The organism is Luteibacter anthropi, from assembly GCF_023699965.1.
Classification (GTDB): Bacteria; Pseudomonadota; Gammaproteobacteria; order Xanthomonadales; family Rhodanobacteraceae; genus Luteibacter; species Luteibacter anthropi.
In genome coordinates this window covers 4,269,692-4,289,917 of the sequence record NZ_CP077072.1, presented here as the reverse complement: position 1 = coordinate 4,289,917, position 20,226 = coordinate 4,269,692, and the positions used below count along the sequence as shown (strand labels likewise).

Sequence of the window (20,226 nt, the reverse complement as noted above, 5' to 3'; positions counted from 1 at the left end):
CGCATAGGGTTTGTGTATGCACCGCGGCATGCTGCTTGTGTAGGAGCGCGCCTTGCGCGCGACCGGCCATGCAAATAAGTTGACGAGTGCCGCGACAACCGATCGTGCGAATGATTCGATCGGTGTCGCGATAACCGGTCGCGCGCAAGGCGCGCTCCTACAAAAGCCGGTGTCGGTGTGCGGCAAGCCGGTGTCGGTGCGTGGCAAGCCGGTGTTGGTGCGCGACAAGCCGGTGTCGGCGCGCGACCGGAGTGATGTCATCAGCGGTCGCGCGTGAGCCGGGGTCAGTGGAGTTTTACGGGGGGGAGGGTGGTGTTGCGTAGCCAGTCCGCCAGCCATAGCGCCATCGCGCGTGGCCAGCCGTGCAGCGTGGCGCGGTGCATGTGTTGCAGCGACACGTATAGCATCTTGGCGAACCAGCCGCGCATGGGGATCACTGAACGGCCCTTGGCGCCTGACGGCACTTCACCCGTGGCCTGACGCACGCCCAGCGACACCAGCGTGCCCTTGGAGTGATAGACGAACGGATCGACGCGTTCGCCACGCAAGGCGCGGGGCAGGGCGCGCGACAGGTAGGTGGCCTGTTGATGCGCCGCCTGTGCGGTAGGCGGTACGGATGGACCATCGGGCGAGGTAGGTGCCCACGCGCAGTCGCCGATGGCATAGATGTCGCTGACGCCCTTCGCTGCCAGCGTGCCATCCACGAGGATGCGACGGTCCTTCGACAGCTGGAACGGGCCCAGCTCCTTCACCATGTCATGCCCGATCACACCGGCCGCCCAGACCTGGATATCGCAGTCCACGCGGCTACCGTCGTTGAGTTCGAACGCGCCATCGACCACGGCCTTCACGCCGACGCCTGTACGCACATGCACGCCCATGCGTTCCAGCACGTGCTGCGCGGTGGCCGAGGTGCGCGGGTCCACGGCCGGTAGCACGCGGGGCGCCATGTCCATCAGGGTGATGTCGAGTTTCGACGCGGGATCGAGGCCGCCATAGCGATGCATGTCGTTGAAGGCGTGATGCAGTTCGGCCGCCAGTTCCACGCCCGTTGCGCCGGCACCGACGATACCGATGCGGATGCGTTTCGACGGATCGCCTGCCGTACGGAAGGCGAGGGCAAGAATGCGACGGCGCAGGTCGGTGGCCTGTGCGGGGCTGTCGAGCATGTCGCAGTGTTCCAGCACGCCCGGCGTGCCAAAGTCGTTCACGCGACTGCCGAAGGCCAGCACCAGGGTGTCGTAGGGAATCTGCCGCGCGGGCAACACGGTTTCGTCGGAATGCGGAAGGCGTACGGCCTCGACGTCGATAGTTTTCGTTGCGGTGTTCACCTTGTGCAAGGCGCCGGGTACGTAGCGGTAACCATGCGCGTGGCCGTGAGCGAGGAAGGGCACGGCTTCTTCACCATCGCCGAGCAGGCCGACGGCAAGCTCGTGCAGGCGCGGCTTCCAGAAGTGACTGGCATCGCGATCGACCAGGGCGACATCCATGTCACCTTGTTTACCCAGTCGCGTCGCCAGTTCGATACCGGCCGCGCCACCACCGACAATCACGGTGCGATGACGGGCCCTTTGCTGCGTTGCTGCCATGGGGGACATCTCCGGGGAGGGGATGTTCCCAGCATAGAGACGCCGGAACATTCCCGCGACCCTTGTGTCGCTTGATGGTCTCAGCGGCATTCAGTGAAATGTCAACCATATGTTGGCATTATCGGCATATATATGCACGGGACTACAGACAAATCGTGCGTGCTTCTGTTAGCTTGCCTGCGTTGCCCGTGATCTCGCCGTGGCAGCGCTCAGGGAGTGAAACCGATGACAGAACCGAAAGACGATGTGCTTGGCGAAGGCAGCTTCGTGCTCGATGAAGAAGCGAGCGTCGACATGCTGATGAATGATGCCACGGCATGGCAGGCCTATGCCGAAGCGATGCAATCCGTGCTTACCGAGTACATGGCGGAAAGCGAACTGCCCAACCAGCGGTGCGTATCGCGTGCGATGTCGGGCGTGAACGTACTCAACCGCATGAGCCTGCAGTGTACCAAGCAGGCGAACGTGCGCAGGATGTGGGATGAAATAAGGGCCCTGGGCGGCGCCCGCTGAATGGTAGGAGCGCGCCTCGCGCGCGACCGGATATGCGGAAACCATGCATGTTTTCCTCACCACCGGTCGCGCGCGAGGCGCGCTCCTACAGGGGTTATTTCGTGTGGGCTTCTACGGCGTCCATCACTCGTGCGGAGTACACCAGTGCGGCGCCTGCGTTCAGTTCGATGGCCACACCCAGCGCCTCGGTGATTTCTTCCCTGGTGGCGCCGTGCTTCAGCGCCTCGCCCGTATGCACCGTGATACAGCCGTCGCAACGCGTGGTCACGGCTACGGCCAGGGCGATCAGCTGGCGCGTCTTGGCATCGAGGTGGTTGGTCTTGTCACCGGCGCCGGCCAGGGTCTGGTAGCCGCGCAGGATGTCCGGCGACAGCTTGCTGATTTCGCCGATGCGGCCCTGGAGTTCTTTGCGGTAGTCGAGCCAGTCGAGCATGGTGGTTCTCCGGAGAAGGCGGCGCGGGATGCGTCGCTCGATGGCTACATCGTGAACCGGTGGCGGGTTGATATGAAGACGCTCACGGCGCAGGTTTTCGCTCCTGCGTCTCACCTTGCACAGGATGTCGCAGGGCACTGACCCCGGGCGGCCTCGCGTGACCTGCATGCTAGCCTCATATGTTCATCATCATGAGATGGAGCTCCCATGACCGTGTCGGATCTGTCTTACCCGCGCCACGGCTGCGCGGACTGCGGTCTCCACGAACTCTGCCTGCCCGCCGGCGTCGATGCCGCGGGGCTGGCCCGCCTCGACCGGCTCACGCGTCGCCAGCAGCGCAGCCTGCTGCGCGGTGAAACGCTTTTCCGGCAGGGTCAGCCGTTCCAGTCGCTTTACGTGCTGCGCTCCGGCGCGGTACGTACCGCCGTGGTGGATGCGGATGGCGTGCATCAGGTGATCGGTTTCGGCCTGCCGGGTGAAGTGGTGGGCATCGACGGCATGCTCGACGATCACCATCGCACCGAAGCCGTTGCGCTCGAATCCAGCACGCTGTGCGAAGTGCCCTTCGAGCACATGGAAGAAGTGCTGGGCGAGGTGCCTGCCTTGCAGCGCGGGCTCATGCGCGTGCTGGGCCGCGAAGTGGCCGCCGAGCAGGAGCATGCCGTGGCGATGGGACGCCAGCAGGCGGTGGCACGTGTGGCCTTGTTCCTGCGTGGCATGGCCGAGCGGCATGGCAGGTTGTCGCGGCAGTCCGACTTCCTGAAGCTGCCGATGCCGCGTGCGGACATCGCGAACTACCTCGGCCTCGCGGTGGAAACCGTGAGCCGGGCGTTGGGGCGCATGGAGGACGAGGGCATCCTCGCGGTCAGCGGCCGCTCGGTACGCATCCTGCGTCCAGACGCCCTGGCGGCGCTGTGTCGCACGGCGGATGCCGAGGCATCGTCCTGAAAACTGATCCAGGTCAGGAAGTGCGGCGGGGCAGGTTCCTACGCTGGGCATGCCCGGTCATCGAAGGCCGGAACGTGTCCCCAAGGAGTATCCCCATGCGTCACCTGAAGTCTCTCGCCGCCGCCGGCCTGCTCTGCCTGGCGCCCGCCGCCGTCATGGCCCAGACCGTCGATTCGCCCTGGCTGCTGCATTTCGGCGCCCATGTCGTCGATCCGAAGTCGGACACCGGCCACCTTGCCGGCATGAAGGCGAGCACGAGCAACAACACGCGCCCTACGATCAGCGTGGAATACCGTTTCACCCCGTACTGGAGTGTGGAGGCGCTGGCCGCCGTGCCGTTCCAGCATGAGGTTCGCCTGGCCGGCCAGCGCGCGGTCAGCGTGAAGCAGCTGCCGCCCGTGGTCGGCGTGCTCTACCGCTTCCTGCCGGATCGCAAGGTCACGCCGTTCCTCGGCGTGGGCGTCAACTACACCCGTTTCTTCGACGCCAAGGGCCGCAATGCGCTCGACGGCGCCAACGTCGACGTGGGCAGCAGCTGGGGCGTGGCATGGCACGGCGGCGTGGATGTCGCCCTGAACGATCGCTGGACCTTCACGGCCGACGCCCGCTACATCAACATCGATGCGAAGGTGAAGGTCAACGGCGCGCGCGTCGGTACCGCACACATCGATCCCTGGGTGTACGGCGTCAGCTTCGGCTACCGCCTGTGAAGCATCGGGCGACGACATCCGCCTGGATGGCGTTGTCTTCGCCCGTAAGCGGGCGGATACTTCCGCCGCCTCCCCTGCGACACGCCCCCATGGATGCTTTGACCCGCGTGCTCGAACTGGCCCGCATGCAGGGTGTTCCCGACCTGCGCTGCCAGCTCGGGGGCGCTTACCGTATCGATCACGACGACATGCCCTCCGGCACTGCGCCGTTCCACCTCGTGCTCTCGGGAGAGGTGGACATGGAGCTGCCGGGCAGGGCGCCGATGCGCCTGCACGCGGGTGATCTGGTGGTGTTGCCGCACGGATGCAGCCATCGCCTGCGCGATGTCCATGGCAAGGAAGCCGCTGGTCCGCTCCTGCTGGAAACGGCAGGGGCGATCCCCGTGCAGCACAATGGCCTGCCTGCCGAACTGGATGTGCTCTGTGGTCGCGTGCTGCTGGCTCCGGAGATATCCCGCTGGCTGTTCGCCACGTTGCCGGATGCGATCCATGTGAATCTCGCGGCCTCGCATGGCATGGGGGCGCTGGCGGGCATCGTGGCCATCCTGCGCGACGAAGTCGCGCGACAACCACCGGGCGCGGTCAGTGTCATTACCGCGCTGACGCAGACGCTGTTCGTGTTCGCCCTGCGCGATCATCTGGTGGATACCACGCTCACGCCGTCGTTTCTCGCCTTGCTGGGCGATCCGCGCCTGTCGCGTGCCGTTACCGCCATGCTGCGCGAGCCGGAACGCGAATGGTCGGTGGCGGCGCTGGCCGAGCTGGCGGCGATGTCGCGGGCTACCTTCGCGCGGCATTTCGAAGCCCGGGCACGCATGTCGCCGCACGAGACGCTCACCTTGTTGCGCATGCAGCTGGCCGGCGACCTCCTGCGTCGCACCGACCTCACGGCAGGTGCCGTCGCCGATCGTGTGGGCTATCGCTCGGAGTCCGCGTTCGGCAAGGCATTCACCCGGGTCATGGGGCAGACGCCGGCACGTTATCGCCGGCAGGCGTAGCCGGCGCATCGGCGGCGCGGACAAGGCATGCAAACGTCACGAGTGCGGAAAGTACCGTAATTCCCGCAAGCAGGTGCAGCAGCAGGGTGAAGCCCTGGGCATGCAGGTCAGCAAGCAACAATGAGGGCACATCGTGCAGCACGGCTTGCGCTGCATGCAGGTCGCCGCCGGCGAGATGGCGCGCGGCTTCTTCGGAAAGACGCCCCTGCGGTAGCCCTTCCTTGCGCAAACCGTTGCGCAACAGCGCGGCAAACAGCGTGCCCGAAATCGCCAGCGCCACGCCTTCGCCGGCTACGCGTGTCGTGCTGAAGATGCCCGTCGCCATGCCGGCACGCTCACGCGGCACGACGCTGATCGACAGGCCATCCATGAGGCCCCAGGGCAGGCCGCTGCCCACCCCGATCACCAGCAGCGAGGCAACGATCGACGCATCGTCATGATGGGCGAGCGCGGGCGCAAGCCAGAGTAATCCGGCCGCCGCCACCAGGAAGCCGATGCCGCAAAGCAGGCCCGGTGCATAGCGGAGTGCGAGGCGTGCGGCCAGCGGAGGCACTACAAACATCGGTGCGGACAAGGCCAGCATCAGCAGGCCGGTGCCGAGTTCGCCGCGATCGTCTACACCGATGAAGCGCAGCGGCAGCAGCACCACGAGCACGATGTAGCAGTAGCAGGTGCCCACCGGCAGCACCTGCACGCCCACGAAGCGCGGATAGCGGAACAGTGTCAGGTCGAGCATGGGATGCGCAGTGCGTCGTTCGATGACGACGAAGGCCGCTGCCAGCAGCACCGACGCAGCCAGCGGCATCCAGGTGCCCGCCGCCGCCCAGTGGCCATCGCCCGAGCGGATCACGCCCAGGGTGAACAGGGCCAGCGCGGCGGTGAAGCTGGCAGCGCCGGCGAAGTCGAAGCGATGCACGGCCGGATGCCGTGTTTCCCGCATGCGCGGCCAGCCGAAGGCGAGAGCGGCCGCGCCGATGAGGGCAATGGCGATGAACATCGCGCGCCACCCCCATAGCGAAATGAGCAGCGCGGCCAGCAGCGGACCGAAGGCCAGTCCCACGCCGAAGCTGACGCCCAGCAGGCTGAAGGCGCGCGTGCGCTCGTGTCCGTCGAACTCCTGCGCGAGGGCGGCGGAGCCGCCGGAGAGGGCGAAGGCGGCCGCGATGCCTTGCACGCCACGCAGCAGGTCGATGCCCACGATGCCGGGAGCGACGGCAATGCCCAGCGATGCGAGGGTGAACAAGGCCATGCCCGCACCGAAGATCCGCTTGCGTCCGAAACGGTCGGCAAGCGAGCCCGCCGTCATCAGCAGGCTGCCGAAGGCCAGCATGAAGCCGTTGGTCACCCAGGCCAGGGCATCGGCGCTGCCGCCGGGCGACTGCGCGATGGACGGCGTGGCGACCGCGCCGCCGGAGAAGCTGAGGGGCAGGACGAGGGCCGACAGGCAAACGGCCAGCAACACCCAGTGGCGGGCGGGCGAGGAATCGTGCATGGGAGCATCCAGGAGGGGACTGGATTGCATGCTAGAAAGTCGGCAATGATTCGGAAATAGCTTCGTATTCCGCTCATTGCGGATCTGAATTCCTTAATGAGGTGAGCATGGATAGTCTGCCGGGCATCCTGGCCTTCGTCCGCAGCGCCGAGGCGTCGAGCTTCGCGGCGGCAGGGCGCGTGCTGGGGATATCGCCCTCGGCGGTGGGCAAGAGCATCGCCCGGCTGGAGGCATCCGTCGGTGTGCGCCTGTTCCAGCGCAGCACGCGCAAGGTGCGTCTTACCGCCGAAGGCGAGCTGTTTTTTGAGCGCTGCCGCCGCATCCTCGACGAGCTGGCCGATGCCGAAGCCATGCTGTCGCAGGCCGCGCAGTCACCGCGCGGCAAGCTGCGGGTGAGCGTGCCGACCATCGGTTATCGCTTCCTGTTGCCTGTGCTGCCCGAGTTCCGGCGCCTGTATCCGGAGATCGAACTGGATCTGGATTTCAGCGACCACATGGTGGACGTGATCGAGGAGGGCGTGGACGTCGCCATTCGCAGCGGCTCGCTGCCCGACTCGCGCCTGATGGCACGGCGCCTGGGGCCGTTCCGCTTCCTGCTGTGCGCATCGCCGGCCTATCTGGATGCTCGCGGCGAACCCCGCCAGGCGATGGACCTGCAGCGGCATGCCTTTGTGCGTTACCGCTTCGCCACCACAGGCAAGCTGATGGAATGGGAGCGCGGCTCCGATCCGCGCTGGCAAGGCGTGCGCCTGCCCACGGCCATCACCTGCAACAACATGGAGGCCGTGCTGGCCGCCACGCTGGATGGCCATGGCATCGCCTACGTGCCGGACTTCCTCGTGCGCGACGCCCTGCGTGCGGGAACACTGCGACCCGTGCTGGAAGATGCCCTGGCCGACCGGGGCCAATTCTGGGCGGTGTGGTCGTCCAGCCGGCAGCTGTCGCCCAAGATCCGCGTATTCGTCGATTTCATCGCGGGCCGCCTGTTCAGGGAGGCGGACTAAAGCATCCGGCATCGCCGGCCGTTAACCCTGCACGATCATCGATGTTGTGGAGGACCGCATGAACCAGCAGCCGCCGAGAGTACGTGTCGCCCAGGCCCCTTCCGCGTGGAAGCGCGCCGATATCGTGGTGAAGCTGACGGTGCTTGTTGCCGCAGCGTGCCTGCTGCTGCGCTGGGCGTTCCAGGCGTCTTGATGGGGTTTTGATACGGGTGGCGCGAATCCGGCGCCGCCCATAGACAGGCATGCCTAACATGCCGGGTCATCCTTTCCGGCGCGGTCATCCATCGATCGCGTCATCACTTGTGGATGACCATGAAGCACACCCGTATCGCCCTGTTCGCCGCCGTCGCGGCGCTGTCCCCCTGCGCGCATGCTGCCGACGACTGGCAGGTGAATTACAACGTCGGCGCGCAATCCGATTATATTTTTCGCGGTATCAGCCAGACCGATCGTCGATCCTCTGGCTTTGCCGGCGTGGACGCCACGTGGCGCGGCAGCCTGTATGCCGGCGCCTGGACGTCGAACGTGGACTTCTCGCCGTCGGGGGATCGTTCGACCGACCAGGAATATGACCTGTACGGCGGCTGGCGTCCGCATGTGGCCGGGTTCGACCTGGATCTGGGGTATATCCGTTATGGATACATGCACCAGCCCAAGGGGCTGCGCGAGACGTATGTGGAATGGTACGCGAAGGCGTCACGGGCGTTCGGGCCGGTGACGGTGGGCGTGGCGGCGTATCACTCGCCGGATTTTCCGGGGATCGTGCGTGAAGCCAATTATGGCGAGGTCAATGTCGCGTGGACGTTTGTCGAGAAGTGGTCGATGTCAGGGGCTTATGGTCGCCAGCATGAGCAGCATGCGTCGATGCGTGCGGATGGAACGGGCGCGAGTTTTATCTACAACACGTGGAATGCAGGCGTGACGTGGCAGTTCGATCCGCGCGTGTCGCTTGACCTGCGGTACTGGAATACCGATGCGCATGGGGCGGGGGATATTTACCATGCGCATCTTGTAGCGGGCATCAAGGCAGTGTTCTGAAGGCCGATGTGATGTGGTCGCTACGCTGGCGAACCGGGGCGCTGGGTTCCTGTTTTCACAGGAACGACGGGTAGGGGAGGTGACGATAGCTTCACCCGAAGCCGTCGTTCCAGCGAAAGCTGGAACCCAGCGCGATGCAACAGATTGTCGCGATAAGGCCGCCTACGCAAAGCCCGGTGCGACACCATCGCTATGCTGGTGAACCGAGGCGCTGGGTTCCTGTTTTCACAGGAACGACGGGTAGGAGAGGTGACGACAGCTTCACCCGAAGCCGTCGTTCCAGCGAAAGCTGGAACCCAGCGCGATGCAACAGATTGTCGCGATAGGGCCGCCTACGTAAAGCCCGATGCGACACCGTCGCTATGCTGGTGAACCGGGGCGCTGGGTTCCTGTTTCCACAGGAACGACGGGTAGGGGAGGTGACGACAGCTTCACCCGAAGCCGTCGTTCCAGCGAAAGCTGGAACCCAGCGCGATGCAACAGATTGTCGCGATAAGGCCGCCTACGCAAAGCCCGGTGCGACACCATCGCGATGCTGGCGAACCGGGGCGCTGGGTTCCTGTTTTCACAGGAACGACGGGTAGGAGAGGTGACGACAGCTTCACCCGAAGCCGTCGTTCCAGCGAAAGCTGGAACCCAGCGCGATGCAACAGATTGTCGCGATAAGGCCGCCTACGCAAAGCCCGGTGCGACACCATCGCTATGCTGGCGAACCGGGGCGCTGGGTCCTGTTTTCACAGGAAAGACGTGAAGGAGGGGTCAGGCGTTCTGCACGCCCGGATGCCCGGCTTCCACATGAAAGCGCCTGGTCGTCGTGCAGGCGGCATCGTGTGTTTCCAGCGATGCCATCGATCGTGCCTGCACGTCCATGCCGTCGTGTCGTATCTCGAAGGTGAGATACCCTCGGTGCACGCTGTCGCCGTAACGCGCATGCGGATTGAAGCGGATCTTGTCGTCGAGGGTGCCCTGCGGCATCCCCGGCGAAGTGATCGAGGTGCCGACGAATTCGCTGCCGATGGTGGCCGAATCCGGGCGTGCATAGTCGGCCTTGATATCGCAGGCAATCGTGCAGTGGTAATCGCCGCCGATCACGACGGGATTCTCCACCCGGTGCCGCCGGATACTCTGGATCAACCGCTCCCGGGCGCCAGGATACCCGTCCCATGCATCGGTGAAGAACTCCGGGCCGTTCTTTCCCGGGCTGGGCAGGGGAGACACCAGGCTCTCCTGCACCACCACATTCCATCGCGCACGGGACGCGCCCAGCTGTTTATCGAGCCAGCCTTCCTGCTCGGCTCCCAGGATCGTGCGCTTCTTCTGTAGCCGCCCCGGGCACGCCGCATCGGTGGCCTCGAAATTCCCGCCACCCATGCCTTCGTGCGAACACACCTCCGGATCGCGATACTGCCGGTCATCCAGCACATGGAAGTTCGCCAGATCGCCGTAGGTGTGGCTTGCGTACAGATGTAACCGCCGCTCCGGCAGCAATGCTTCCATCGGCAAGGGCTGGTGTTCGAACCATGCCTGCAACCCGTTCCTGCGGCGCTCCGGGAAATTCGGGTCCAGATCCTCGCCCACGTCCCCCGCCCAGTCGTTCATGACGTCGTGGTCGTCGATGGTGAGCAGCCATGGTGCCGCCTGGTGCATTGCCATGAGATCCGCATCCGTCTTGTACTGCGCATAGCGGTTGCGATACGACTCCAGCGAATACGGCTCGGCCTCCGCATGCTGGCGAACGAGCCCGCTTTCGGCGTTGTATTCGTAGATGTAGTCGCCCACGAAGGCCACGGCATCCACGTCGTCTTTCAGCATGTGCCGGTATGCCGAAAAATAACCCAGCTCGAACTGCTGGCACGAGGCCAGGGCGAAGCGAAGGCGATCCACCTTCTGCCCAGGTGCAGGCAGGGTGCGCGTGCGTCCTGTCGGGCTCACTTCGTTGCCGGCAAGGAACCGATAGAAATACCAGCGATCAGACGGCAGCCCCGTGACGCTCACATGCGCACTGTGCGCAAGCCCCGCCATGGCCATCCACGTGCCCGAACGCACCACGTTGCCGAAGGTTTCGTCGGTGGCCACTTCCCAGCGCAGGGGCACCTGCTGCACGCCCATGCCGCCGTCGTGCAGGGGGTCGGGGCAAAGGCGTGTCCACAGGACGAAGCCATCCGCCGATGGCGAGCCGGAGGCCACGCCCAGCTTGAACGGATAGTCGGAGAACAATACCCGCCGCGAGGCGGCTTTCACCACGGGTGAAAGAGAAGCCACGGCCGCGGCGAACAGCCCGGCCTTGAGCAGCCGCCGACGGGATGGAGACAGGAGGCTGGATGCTTGCGGTGGCTGGCGCATGGGGAGTAGGGTTTGCAGAAAGTGTTATAACATAACATTCATTTCATCCCCTCCGGAACAACCCCATGACCCCAGCCAACGCCATCGCCGCGGCCCGGCCGCCGCTTCCCGTGACCGTGCTCTCCGGCTTCCTCGGAGCCGGCAAGACCACCCTGCTCAACCATGTGCTGCGCAACCGCGAAGGCCGCCGCGTGGCCGTCATCGTCAACGACATGAGCGAGATCAACATCGACGCGGGCCTGGTCCGCGACGGTGGCGCGGAACTCAGCCGCACCGACGAAAAGCTCGTGGAATTCTCCAACGGCTGCATCTGCTGCACCCTGCGCGACGACCTCATGCAGGAGGTCCGCCGCCTGGCCGACGAAGGACGCTTCGACTACCTGCTGATCGAATCCACGGGCATCTCAGAGCCCCTGCCCGTGGCCGCCACGTTTCATGTGCGCGACGAGGACGGCTTCAGCCTTTCCGATCTGGCCCGCCTCGACACCATGGTGACCGTGGTGGATGGGCGTGCCTTTCTCACCGACTACTGCTCCACCGATTCGCTCGCCCAGCGTGGCGAGAGCAACGGCTCCGACGACGGGCGCTCGCTGGTGAACCTGCTCACCGAACAGGTCGAATTCGCCGACGTGATCGTGGTGAACAAATGCGACCGCCTGGACGCAGACGAGCGCCACCAGTTGCACCGCGTGCTTCACGCGCTGAATCGCGACGCACGCATCGTGGATGCCTCGTTCGGCGAGGTAGCGCTCGATGACGTGCTCGACACCCACCGCTTCGATTATGAGAAGGCCCAGCAGGCACCGGGCTGGATCAAGGAGCTGATGGGCGAGCACACGCCGGAGACCGAGGAATACGGCATCACCAGCTTCGTCTATCGCAATGCGCGTCCGTTCCACCCCGCGCGTCTCCAGGCATTGCTCCAGAGCGGCATTCCCGGCGTGCTGCGCGCCAAGGGCTATTTCTGGCTTGCCACGCGCATGGACTGGGTCGGCAACCTCGCCGTGGCCGGCGGCTCGACGGAATCGGGGCCGGCCGGTCACTGGTGGGCCGCGCGCCGTCGCGTACGTGCAGGCGCGTTGCGCCGTCCTTTCCGCCTCGACGACCTGCGCGTGCCGCCGCCGGACCCGGCCGAACTGCCCAGTCCGGAGCAGCGACGCGCTTTGCTCGACGTGTGGCATCCACGCTATGGCGACCGCCGACAGGAACTGGTGCTGATCGGCGTGGACCTTCCGGAAACCGATATCCGTCGGGCGCTGGATGCCTGCCTGCTGAGTGATGTGGAGATGGTCCGCGGTCCTGTCGCCTGGCAGGGCTTGCCCGATCCGTTCCCGCGCTGGTCGCAGGACTGAGCCTTCGTGCGTCGTTCGTGGGTGGTCTGGATCGCCCTGGCGGTCGTCGCGGTGGCGGCGATCGGCGTGGCCGGCTGGGTGAGACACAGGGAGATACTGCCGGCGCCTGTCGCAGCACCCGCATCCCCGGGTTCCGCTCCCGCACCGCCTACCGTCACCCTCAAGGCACAAGGCCCGTCTGTCGGCCAACTGGGCGCGCTGCTGGACGGCGACGATGGTTTCGCCGCGGATGCCATCTATCTGGTGGCGGCATCGGTATATGCGCGCTGCCACCCGGAGCATGCGCACGAGCTTGGCCGCATGGCCGCTCGTGCGCGCTTACCGGTGCTGGACGGGGCAGGGCATGTGCTCGGTGACGACGCAGGCTTGCGTCGTGGCTTCCTTGCCGGCGTGCATGATCTTGCGACGTCGGCGCCCTGCGGCCGCGCGTTCACCATGGCGTTCGCCAGCTTCCAGCGCGTGATCGATCCAGACGGCTATGCGCGCGCGTTTCCCGATAGTTACTTCGACGCGACGCTGGCATCCCCGCCCATGGATGCGGCAGGGCGTTCGCTGGCCGAACGCGGCACGGACCAGTGCGGCAGCGTGGTGTATGCCGTGTTACCGCTGGACCAGCCCTATGCGTGGCAATGCACGGGCTTGCGTGCACAGGCCCGCGCACGGGTGCTGTCGATCTGCCACCAGTCGGGCGACGAGGCGGATGCCGACGCAGCGAAGATCCAGGACGTGGTCAACCGGCTGCCAGCGACTTGCCGCTAGGCAGGGCCTTCGAGGCCTTGCGTATGTCGTCGAACAGCGGTGCCAGTGCCTCGGCATCGCCCAGTGAGCGCAAGACACTGCGAAGTGAACGCAGATCCTGGCGCGCACCGAGCGCATCGGACAGGCTGGACATGCGTGCCTGTGCCGCCTTGTCCTGGTGCGTGCGATGGTGTGCTGAACGTCCTGTGGATTTCAGTGCCTTGCGCCAGAAATCGAGCTGCATGCGCAGGCGTCGAGCGCGGCGTCGCCAGCGGTGCAGGTTGCCCGTGCCGGGGCTCTCGAAGGCTTTGGCACCGGCCTTCGCCACGCGACGTTCGGAGCGGGCGATGGCCTGTTCGATATCGTGCCGGGTCACGGCGTCCCAGGGCAGGGTGCGGATGGCGCTGCCTGCCTCGGTGAGACGCTGACGCCGTCTGGCGAAGCCCGGATCCTTGCGGAAGGCCTCGTCGAGCATGGCGTCCCGTCGCGCTTCGAGCCAGCCGATGGCCGTGGCCCAGCCGGGCGAGGGTGTGTCACCAGCCACATGCCGGGCGATGGTCACCGCGACATGGGCGTCGCGCAGGGACGACAGGCCAGTGGCCAGGCGGGACAGGTGACGCACGATAGGCTCGCGGCCTGCCGCGAAATGATCGCCACCCAGGTCGAGCAGGCTTTTCAGCCGCCGTATCGACTTGCGGGCTTCGTGAACACCTTTGTGATGATCGCTGGTGTCGGCCAGCGAACGTACGGCGCGGCGGGCTTCGCGGGAGGCCAGATTGGCCAGTGCGGCGGCTAGCGATGGCTTGGGCGTCGTCATGGACGGCATTCATAGCACGGCAATCCGGCAAGAATGACACTCATCCGTCATCTTTGCTTGTTACCTGTGGAACTCTCACGGGTGGAGGCGATGCCATGAACAGCACGGTCCTGAGTGGAAACCTGGCGGGTTCCCCGCGCAACCGATGGGTGAGCCTGGCCGTGTTCGGCGGCTTGCTGCTCGCAGCCCTGGCCTATGTGGGCTCCCAGCTGGGCCACGATCTGAACGATGCGCCGGCCAGTCCCGTCTTCCAGTATGTGCTGCTGGGCGTGGCCTTGCTGATCGCGCTGGGCTTCGAGTTCGTCAACGGATTTCACGATACGGCCAATGCCGTGGCCACGGTGATCTACACGCGATCGTTGCCCGCCAGTTTTGCGGTGGTGTGGTCCGGCGGCTGGAATTTCCTGGGCGTGCTGCTTTCCAGCGGCGCGGTGGCTTATGCCGTGCTGCAATTGCTGCCCATCGCGCTGGTATTGAACGTCGGATCGTCGGTAGGCTTTGCGATGGTCTTCGCGCTGCTGATCGCCGCCATCCTGTGGAACCTGGGCACGTGGTACCTGGGTCTGCCGTCGTCCAGCTCGCATACGCTGATAGGTTCGATCATCGGCGTGGGCCTCATGAACCAGATGATGCATGCGGGCGACGCCAATGCCGCCGTGGACTGGAGCCAGGCGTGGAGCGTGGGCAAGTCGCTGCTGGTGTCGCCGCTGGTGGGCTTCGGCCTCGCGTTCGCACTGCTGATGTTGTTGAAGGCCCTCGTGCGTGCGCCCGAGCTTTACGCCGAACCGCACGGCGACAAGCCACCGCCGTTCTGGGTGCGCTGCCTGCTCATTCTTACCTGCACGGGCGTGTCGTTCGCGCATGGTTCCAACGACGGACAGAAAGGCATGGGCCTCATCATGCTGATCCTGATCGGCACGGTGCCCAGCGCCTATGCGTTGAACAAGGCCGTGACGCCGGGCGAGACGCAGACCTTCGTTTCCGTGGCACATCACGCGAGCGAAACGCTGGCGCGTTACGCGAACGGTGCCGCCCCGGTGGCTTCGCCGCGTACGGAAATTGAGCGCTATATCCAGTCGCATCAGGCGACACCTGCCACGCTGGCGGCATTGCAACAGATCACGGACAGCATCGGCGAACAGGTGGGGCATCGCACCACGCTGGCCGATGTGCCTCAGCACGAATTGAACAACGTGCGCAGCAGCATGTATCTCAGCTCCGAAGCGCTGCGCCTGATGGCGAAGAACGGGCAGCCCGCATTCAGCGCCGACGACAAGGCCGTGCTCGACAACTATCACGGTCTGCTCGACAAGGCGACGAAGTTCATTCCCACCTGGGTGAAGGTGGCGGTGGCGATCGCCCTGGGCCTTGGCACCATGGTGGGCTGGCGTCGCATCGTGCGCACGGTGGGCGAGCGCATCGGCAAGCAGCATCTCACCTACGCACAGGGTGCCTCGGCCGAAGTGGTGGCCATGCTCACCATCGGCGCGGCGGATCGTTTTGGCCTGCCGGTGAGCACCACCCACGTGCTGTCGTCAGGTGTGGCAGGCGCTATGGTCGCCAACGGGTCGGGCCTGCAATGGGCCACGGTACGCAGCATGCTCATGGCCTGGGTGTTGACCCTTCCGGTATCGATCGTCCTGGCCGCCGCCCTGTTCTGGCTACTGAGGCACGTCTTCTGAGGCCCGTGGCCGAATTTGTCCGTTCGTCGGCGGGATGAGATCATTCCTGCCGAATACGGGTCATCCCGTACGGCTGCCGCATTCCCTCGCGGCTCCCCTGACGAACCGGACACTCATGCTGAGCTGGCAGAACCACCCCGTAATGGACGACGGATTGTCGCTGGTCGACGCCGTGCGCACGGGCGATCACGAAGAGGCCCGTTTTCTTTCCGGTCGTGTGCTGGAGCAGGCCGAGGAAGCCGGCCTGGAGGCAGTGGCATCCGCCGTGCTGGCCCTGGCCCCCTGCGTGGATGGCCGTGGCGGCACCCTTGCGCCCACCAGCCTGGCCTCGCTCAACCTGCTGGCCGCCTTGCTGGACATCCAGTACGGGCCCTCCGCCGCCGCGTGACCGTGGTTATTCCGGGCGCGGGCTGTCGGTGAGGGAGAGCAGGTCGGTTTCCGCCGTGGCGCAGTAGCGTTCCAGCGGCAGGTCGTTCGGCAGCAGGCCGAACGGGTCTTCGATCTGGTCGCCGAGGGCATCCAGGCCGAAGAAGGTATAGGCCAGCACGCCCACCACCAGCGGCGTGAACCAGCCCATCAGGCTCACCATGCAGAAGGGCAGCAGGAAGCAGTAGATGTGCACTGTCCGGTGCAGCAGCAGGATGTAGGCGTAGGGAATGGGCGTGCCCTGGATGCGCTCGCAGCCGGCCAGCACATGGGACAGCTTGCCCAGTTCGTTGTCGATGGCCGACAGCAGGATCGGATCGGCGCCCTGCGCGCGGGCGGCTTCGGCATAGGCCACGCCGGTGTGCGCGAGGATCGCGCTGGGCCGGTTCGGTGCTGCGAGCGTGGCCTCGCGCTCGTCGTCGCCAAGCCAGCGGGACAGCTCGCCCGCCGGGTCGGTGGCCCGCAGGTGATGCCGCATGGCATGCGTAAAGGCGACCAGGCGATGCACCAGCACGCCGCGTTCGGCGGCCGGGGTGTCGGGCAGGAAGGCGAGCGTCTGCCGCGCGAGATTGCGCATGGTGAAGATCATCTCGCCCCACAGCGTGCGGGCGTCCCACCAGCGCTGGTAGGCCACCGTGTTACGGAAGCCCAGGAAGATCGCCAGGGTGAGGCCCATCAGTGTGAGGGGCGCCGCGTTGAGCCCGATGTGCAATGCGAAGAAATGCACATCGAGCCACACCACCCCTACCGACAGCAGGATCGTATAGAGCACCCTGCGCCAGATGACGGGAACGATCGATCCGTTGAGGGTGAACAGCAGCGAGGCGACGGTGGGTGTGCGCGAGCGTGTGGACATGAGGCGGCGGTGAGTGATTACTCCGCCTCGGGCGGATCGTCCTTGGACTTGCGACGGCGACGCGGCTTCATGTCGGTAGCCAGCAGGCCCTGGAGATAGGCGATGCCTTCTTCTTCGGGGAACCAGGCGACCACGTCGGCGACACTGAGGCTGTAGCGCACGCGCAGGGCTTCGAACTCCTCGCGGGCACCGGCAAGCGGATCGACTTTTTTCGGACGGCCGCGTGGCTTGGGCTCAGGTTTGGGCTTGGCCTCGGGGACGGGTTTGGGCTCGGGTTTGCGATCGGAGATTTTCCGATCAAGGGCGGCAAGTTCTTCCTGGAACTGCCGGAAATCATATTTACCGGACGAGTTCATCGCAGTTCTAAGGCGGTGAAAGCGGCTATTGTCGCATGGATTGCACAAGCAAATAATGAGAATTTAGCCCGAAACACGCTACGTCGCCTGCCGGAACGTGACCACCAGCACGTCGCGATGCGATGCCATGGCAGGGTCCAGCGGGGTAACGGGGGTGACGCCGTGGAAAACCCTCGGATCGTGGATGAGTGCCGCGTCGAAGGGCCTGGCCAGGGTGAACTCGCCGAGCGGGCGACCATCGGGCGCATGGATGGTGGTGGTGCCCCGGGCGATGTTCTCGCGGTCGATGAGCAGTACCAGCACGTAGTCCACGCCATCGCGGTGGCTGCCTTCGGGCGTGGGCTCGCCGGCGGCACCGGCCGTGGCTTCGATGCGGAACTGGTGCGCCTCGATGTGCCAATGGGCGATGTCGGGCGACAGGCTGCCGAAGAAGTCGCGGCAGTATTCCAGGATGGCGTGCATGCTGGCGCCGTCGGCGATCTCGGGCAGCACGGGCTCGAACCAGCGCTCGATGTCGCCTTGCAGGCTGTTGTAGGCCAGGGTCTGGAAGTGAGCCTGATGCGGCAGGCGCTCGATGTGTCCGTCGCGGCTGGCGTACACGGCATGCCGGCGGCGGCGGAAGCGGCCGGTGGCGGCAAGGTAGGTGTCCGGTTCCAGCGCGTTCCAGCTGGCGGCGAAGGCGTCCCAGTCGGAGAGCGGGCGTGCATGCGCGAACAGCTGCTGCATGTCGTCGCCGTGGACGAAGGCGAAGCCCTCGTCCCGTACCTGGTCGTGGAGGGTCGTTTCGGTCGCTTCGAGGGGGGCGTTCATCGCCGCAGTATACGTCCGCGCCGGGCATGACGGTGCTGCGGCAAACAGCCCCGCCAGCATGTTGAATGAGCGCGCCCGACACGACCGACAAAGCGCCGCCGCACCAAGATCACCACACCATTGTAGGAGCGCGCCTCGCGCGCGACCGGCAAAGCGCCGCCGCACCAATGTCCCCACACCGTTGTAGGAGCGCGCCTCGGGCGCGACCGGTCCAGGAGGGGAACGCCTGGCTTCGGTCCGGTCGCGCGCGAGGCGCGCTCCTACAGGGGAATGGGTTAGGGGGCCTGCAGGGGCTGCGGCTTGTCCAGCGCCTTCAGCAGGGCCGGGTCGCGCTGGTACACATCCGGCTTGTACGCCAGCTTTCCATCGTCACCGATATCCACCGTCCAGTAGGCAAGCAACACCGGCACCGCCGTCGGCAGGGTCACGTTCTGCGTCTTGCCCGTGGCGATGCGCTGGTCGATGGCGTCGCGGTTCCACTTCTGGTCGTCGTTGAACAGCAACTGCACCAGGTCGAGCGGATGCTCCACGCGGATGCACCCCGAACTGGTATCGCGCTTGGCACGCGAGAACATTTCCTGGTGCGGCGTATCGTGCAGGTACACGGCGAAGGAATTCGGAAAACGGATCACCACCTGGCCCAGCGAATTGCCGGGGCCGGCATCCTGGCGCAGCGTGATGCCGCGCGGGCTGGCCCAGTTCACGCTGGCCGGCGACAAGGTATTGCCGCTGCTGTCGAGCACGCGGATACGGTTGGCCGCGAGGTAACCCGGGTTGTTGCGGATCTTCGGCAGCATGTCGTTCTTCAGGATCGTCGGCGGCACCGTCCAGGTGGGATTGAAGGTGACGTAGGTGATCTGCGAACGAAAAATCGGCGTGCTGCGATACGGCTTGCCCACCTGTACGCGCGACTTCCACACCGGCTGGCCGTCGCGATAGAAGCTGATCTTGTAGCCCGCCACATCGACCACCACGAAGGTGCCCTGCAACGAGTGCAGCAACCAGCGCGCGCGTTCGAGGTTCACGCGCACCTGGTCGATACGCGCCTGCACCGGCACATTGAGCGAGGCCAGCGTATCGGCACCGACACTGCCATCGGCATCGAGGTACTGGTCGGCCTGGAAGCGCTTCACGGCATCGGTGAGCGGGCTGTCGTAAAGCGAGCCATGGGCAAGCGTGGCGTCGAGGTAGCCGCCGGCCACCAGGCGGGCGCGCAACGCGTCCACGCGAGGGTCCTTCATGCCGGGCTTCAACGTCGGGCCCTCCGGCACGCCCGGCCAGCCGCCGCTGGCCGCACTGGCGCGCAACTGGGCCAGCGCATCGCGAAGCTTCGCGTAAAGCGGGTTCTGCGGTCGTGCCATGTCGAACACCTGATCGACACTGCGCTCGTCGATGGACGACTCCAGGATCGCCATACCCTGCTGCGCATCGATGGCGGTGGGATCGAAATTCCACACCGGGTCCAGGCGCTCGGGATCGACCTTGCCACGGGCCAGCTGCACCAGGGCCGTGATGTACGCCCCGGTGGCTTCGATTTCGAGATCGGCGCGTTTTTCGGGCGAGGCATGGCGCCAGTCCGGATCGGCGAAGGCCGTCTTCAGCGCGGTGAGGTGATAGTCCTCGGGCAGCAGACCGTCGCCGTCGGTGGAGGCCAGGCCGGCCAGCAGCTGGCTTATGTTGTTCTCGTCCGTCCACGCGGCCACGTAATGGCGCTGCGCGTAGAAATCCGAGACCGCCTTGGCCATGGCCGCACTCTGGCGGGCCTGCGCATTGCCATTGCCGGGTTCCATGCGCTGGATGCGCGCGAAGATCGCCTGGGCCACCGGATCGTCCGTGGCCGGCGGCTGCGGCAAGGCGACGCTGCCGGCTGATGTTGGATCGGTGGCCACGATGGGAGGCGGCGCGACAGCCGACGTCGCGCTGGGAGGCGTCTGCGCCCCTACCCAGGCGGGCAGGCCGGCGGCAAGGACAAAGGCGGCGGTGAGGCCGCGAAGCCGTTGATCCATAGGCATGATTGATTGATTCCTTATTTTTCGGCGCTGATGGGCACGCTCTTTCACATATATGAAAGGCAAAGACGTGACGGAATTGTGGTCAAGGAATGATCAGCACGTTAGGATC

The 20,226-nt window shown here is 65.6% G+C and carries 21 protein-coding genes; 12 read left to right on the top strand and 9 right to left on the bottom strand.

Annotation, left to right across the window (positions count from 1 at the left end):
* The first annotated feature begins 52 nt into the window (after positions 1 to 52).
* Positions 53 to 277 (top strand): hypothetical protein, encoded by a 225-nt coding sequence (locus KR767_RS18155; protein WP_250877311.1) that lies wholly within the window; start codon positions 53 to 55, stop codon positions 275 to 277.
* Positions 278 to 284: 7 nt separating this feature from the next.
* Here the strand turns inward: KR767_RS18155 and KR767_RS18150 are convergent, their stop codons facing one another.
* Complete coding sequence (locus tag KR767_RS18150; protein ID WP_250877310.1) at positions 285 to 1,589, bottom strand: NAD(P)/FAD-dependent oxidoreductase; 1,305 nt, start codon at positions 1,587 to 1,589, stop codon at positions 285 to 287.
* A 225-nt stretch (positions 1,590 to 1,814) separates the two neighbouring features.
* Here KR767_RS18150 and KR767_RS18145 point away from each other — a divergent pair, with 225 nt between their 5' ends.
* Positions 1,815 to 2,102 carry a hypothetical protein gene (locus tag KR767_RS18145; protein ID WP_166946816.1) on the top strand — a complete coding sequence of 96 codons (288 nt, stop codon included), beginning with the start codon at positions 1,815 to 1,817 and terminating at the stop codon, positions 2,100 to 2,102.
* A 94-nt stretch (positions 2,103 to 2,196) separates the two neighbouring features.
* Here KR767_RS18145 and KR767_RS18140 read toward each other — a convergent pair whose 3' ends face one another.
* Positions 2,197 to 2,535, bottom strand: a complete 339-nt coding sequence (locus tag KR767_RS18140) for a carboxymuconolactone decarboxylase family protein (RefSeq protein WP_250877309.1) — start codon at positions 2,533 to 2,535, stop codon at positions 2,197 to 2,199.
* 207 nt (positions 2,536 to 2,742) lie between these two features.
* On the opposite strand from KR767_RS18140, the gene KR767_RS18135 reads away from it, so the two are divergent.
* The 3 genes from KR767_RS18135 (at position 2,743) to KR767_RS18125 (ending at position 5,191) form a co-directional block, all read left to right on the top strand.
* Complete coding sequence (locus tag KR767_RS18135; protein ID WP_166946814.1) at positions 2,743 to 3,483, top strand: cyclic nucleotide-binding domain-containing protein; 741 nt, start codon at positions 2,743 to 2,745, stop codon at positions 3,481 to 3,483.
* A 95-nt stretch (positions 3,484 to 3,578) separates the two neighbouring features.
* Positions 3,579 to 4,193: an OmpW/AlkL family protein gene (locus KR767_RS18130; protein WP_250877308.1), complete on the top strand. Its 615-nt coding sequence runs from the start codon at positions 3,579 to 3,581 to the stop codon at positions 4,191 to 4,193.
* A gap of 89 nt (positions 4,194 to 4,282) precedes the next feature.
* Positions 4,283 to 5,191 carry a cupin domain-containing protein gene (locus tag KR767_RS18125; RefSeq protein ID WP_250877307.1) on the top strand — a complete coding sequence of 303 codons (909 nt, stop codon included), beginning with the start codon at positions 4,283 to 4,285 and terminating at the stop codon, positions 5,189 to 5,191.
* On the opposite strand, the gene KR767_RS18120 is transcribed toward KR767_RS18125, so the two are convergent.
* Entirely contained in the window at positions 5,151 to 6,683 is a 1,533-nt protein-coding gene (locus tag KR767_RS18120) for an MFS transporter (RefSeq protein ID WP_250877306.1), read from the bottom strand. The genes KR767_RS18125 and KR767_RS18120 overlap by 41 nt on opposite strands.
* 107 nt (positions 6,684 to 6,790) lie before the next feature.
* Here KR767_RS18120 and KR767_RS18115 point away from each other — a divergent pair, with 107 nt between their 5' ends.
* The 3 genes from KR767_RS18115 (at position 6,791) to KR767_RS18110 (ending at position 8,725) form a co-directional block, all read left to right on the top strand.
* Positions 6,791 to 7,687: a LysR substrate-binding domain-containing protein gene (locus KR767_RS18115; RefSeq protein ID WP_250877305.1), complete on the top strand. Its 897-nt coding sequence runs from the start codon at positions 6,791 to 6,793 to the stop codon at positions 7,685 to 7,687.
* Positions 7,688 to 7,745: 58 nt separating this feature from the next.
* A complete protein-coding gene (locus KR767_RS21355; protein ID WP_284732853.1) occupies positions 7,746 to 7,880 on the top strand; it encodes a hypothetical protein in 135 nt (44 codons plus the stop codon).
* Between the two features lie 119 nt (positions 7,881 to 7,999).
* Complete coding sequence (locus tag KR767_RS18110; RefSeq protein WP_250877304.1) at positions 8,000 to 8,725, top strand: TorF family putative porin; 726 nt, start codon at positions 8,000 to 8,002, stop codon at positions 8,723 to 8,725.
* A gap of 759 nt (positions 8,726 to 9,484) precedes the next feature.
* On the opposite strand, the gene KR767_RS18105 is transcribed toward KR767_RS18110, so the two are convergent.
* Positions 9,485 to 11,068 carry an alkaline phosphatase D family protein gene (locus tag KR767_RS18105; RefSeq protein WP_250877303.1) on the bottom strand — a complete coding sequence of 528 codons (1,584 nt, stop codon included), beginning with the start codon at positions 11,066 to 11,068 and terminating at the stop codon, positions 9,485 to 9,487.
* Between the two features lie 65 nt (positions 11,069 to 11,133).
* Between KR767_RS18105 and KR767_RS18100 the strand changes: the two genes are divergently transcribed.
* Entirely contained in the window at positions 11,134 to 12,420 is a 1,287-nt protein-coding gene (locus KR767_RS18100) for a GTP-binding protein (protein WP_250877302.1), read from the top strand.
* Positions 12,421 to 12,426: 6 nt separating this feature from the next.
* A complete protein-coding gene (locus tag KR767_RS18095) occupies positions 12,427 to 13,179 on the top strand; it encodes a hypothetical protein (protein ID WP_250877301.1) in 753 nt (250 codons plus the stop codon).
* Here KR767_RS18095 and KR767_RS18090 read toward each other — a convergent pair.
* Positions 13,151 to 13,975, bottom strand: a complete 825-nt coding sequence (locus KR767_RS18090) for a CHAD domain-containing protein (RefSeq protein WP_250877300.1) — start codon at positions 13,973 to 13,975, stop codon at positions 13,151 to 13,153. The two genes, KR767_RS18095 and KR767_RS18090, sit on opposite strands and share 29 nt — an antisense overlap.
* A 95-nt stretch (positions 13,976 to 14,070) precedes the next feature.
* Here KR767_RS18090 and KR767_RS18085 point away from each other — a divergent pair, with 95 nt between their 5' ends.
* Together KR767_RS18085 and KR767_RS18080 are read left to right on the top strand one after the other, a co-directional pair.
* Complete coding sequence (locus KR767_RS18085) at positions 14,071 to 15,657, top strand: inorganic phosphate transporter (protein WP_166946803.1); 1,587 nt, start codon at positions 14,071 to 14,073, stop codon at positions 15,655 to 15,657.
* Positions 15,658 to 15,772: 115 nt separating this feature from the next.
* Positions 15,773 to 16,045: a hypothetical protein gene (locus KR767_RS18080; RefSeq protein ID WP_250877299.1), complete on the top strand. Its 273-nt coding sequence runs from the start codon at positions 15,773 to 15,775 to the stop codon at positions 16,043 to 16,045.
* A gap of 6 nt (positions 16,046 to 16,051) precedes the next feature.
* On the opposite strand, the gene KR767_RS18075 is transcribed toward KR767_RS18080, so the two are convergent.
* The 4 genes from KR767_RS18075 to KR767_RS18060 all read right to left on the bottom strand — a co-directional run bounded on the left by KR767_RS18075 (position 16,052) and on the right by KR767_RS18060 (position 20,117).
* Positions 16,052 to 16,939: a bestrophin family protein gene (locus KR767_RS18075; protein ID WP_250877298.1), complete on the bottom strand. Its 888-nt coding sequence runs from the start codon at positions 16,937 to 16,939 to the stop codon at positions 16,052 to 16,054.
* A 17-nt stretch (positions 16,940 to 16,956) separates the two neighbouring features.
* Positions 16,957 to 17,295 carry a 2-hydroxyacyl-CoA dehydratase gene (locus KR767_RS18070; RefSeq protein WP_166946800.1) on the bottom strand — a complete coding sequence of 113 codons (339 nt, stop codon included), beginning with the start codon at positions 17,293 to 17,295 and terminating at the stop codon, positions 16,957 to 16,959.
* A 78-nt stretch (positions 17,296 to 17,373) separates the two neighbouring features.
* Positions 17,374 to 18,105, bottom strand: coding sequence for a 2OG-Fe dioxygenase family protein (locus KR767_RS18065; protein ID WP_250877297.1), 732 nt, complete (start codon positions 18,103 to 18,105; stop codon positions 17,374 to 17,376).
* A 275-nt stretch (positions 18,106 to 18,380) separates the two neighbouring features.
* Positions 18,381 to 20,117, bottom strand: a complete 1,737-nt coding sequence (locus KR767_RS18060; protein WP_250877296.1) for a L,D-transpeptidase family protein — start codon at positions 20,115 to 20,117, stop codon at positions 18,381 to 18,383.
* Positions 20,118 to 20,226 lie beyond the last annotated feature (109 nt).

Excerpts from the sequence above, each read along its gene's own strand:
- KR767_RS18060 (WP_250877296.1), bottom strand. The coding sequence starts at position 20,117 with ATGCCTATGGATCAACGGCTTCGCGGCCTCACCGCCGCCTTTGTCCTT.
- KR767_RS18075 (WP_250877298.1), bottom strand. The coding sequence starts at position 16,939 with ATGTCCACACGCTCGCGCACACCCACCGTCGCCTCGCTGCTGTTCACC.
- KR767_RS18080 (WP_250877299.1), top strand. The coding sequence starts at position 15,773 with ATGCTGAGCTGGCAGAACCACCCCGTAATGGACGACGGATTGTCGCTG.
- KR767_RS18070 (WP_166946800.1), bottom strand. The coding sequence starts at position 17,295 with ATGAACTCGTCCGGTAAATATGATTTCCGGCAGTTCCAGGAAGAACTT.
- KR767_RS18135 (WP_166946814.1), top strand. The coding sequence starts at position 2,743 with ATGACCGTGTCGGATCTGTCTTACCCGCGCCACGGCTGCGCGGACTGC.
- KR767_RS18125 (WP_250877307.1), top strand. The coding sequence starts at position 4,283 with ATGGATGCTTTGACCCGCGTGCTCGAACTGGCCCGCATGCAGGGTGTT.
- KR767_RS18105 (WP_250877303.1), bottom strand. The coding sequence starts at position 11,068 with ATGCGCCAGCCACCGCAAGCATCCAGCCTCCTGTCTCCATCCCGTCGG.
- KR767_RS18150 (WP_250877310.1), bottom strand. The coding sequence starts at position 1,589 with ATGGCAGCAACGCAGCAAAGGGCCCGTCATCGCACCGTGATTGTCGGT.
- KR767_RS21355 (WP_284732853.1), top strand. The coding sequence starts at position 7,746 with ATGAACCAGCAGCCGCCGAGAGTACGTGTCGCCCAGGCCCCTTCCGCG.
- KR767_RS18090 (WP_250877300.1), bottom strand. The coding sequence starts at position 13,975 with ATGACGACGCCCAAGCCATCGCTAGCCGCCGCACTGGCCAATCTGGCC.
- KR767_RS18065 (WP_250877297.1), bottom strand. The coding sequence starts at position 18,105 with ATGAACGCCCCCCTCGAAGCGACCGAAACGACCCTCCACGACCAGGTA.
- KR767_RS18100 (WP_250877302.1), top strand. The coding sequence starts at position 11,134 with ATGACCCCAGCCAACGCCATCGCCGCGGCCCGGCCGCCGCTTCCCGTG.
- KR767_RS18130 (WP_250877308.1), top strand. The coding sequence starts at position 3,579 with ATGCGTCACCTGAAGTCTCTCGCCGCCGCCGGCCTGCTCTGCCTGGCG.
- KR767_RS18145 (WP_166946816.1), top strand. The coding sequence starts at position 1,815 with ATGACAGAACCGAAAGACGATGTGCTTGGCGAAGGCAGCTTCGTGCTC.
- KR767_RS18110 (WP_250877304.1), top strand. The coding sequence starts at position 8,000 with ATGAAGCACACCCGTATCGCCCTGTTCGCCGCCGTCGCGGCGCTGTCC.
- KR767_RS18120 (WP_250877306.1), bottom strand. The coding sequence starts at position 6,683 with ATGCACGATTCCTCGCCCGCCCGCCACTGGGTGTTGCTGGCCGTTTGC.
- KR767_RS18085 (WP_166946803.1), top strand. The coding sequence starts at position 14,071 with ATGAACAGCACGGTCCTGAGTGGAAACCTGGCGGGTTCCCCGCGCAAC.
- KR767_RS18115 (WP_250877305.1), top strand. The coding sequence starts at position 6,791 with ATGGATAGTCTGCCGGGCATCCTGGCCTTCGTCCGCAGCGCCGAGGCG.
- KR767_RS18140 (WP_250877309.1), bottom strand. The coding sequence starts at position 2,535 with ATGCTCGACTGGCTCGACTACCGCAAAGAACTCCAGGGCCGCATCGGC.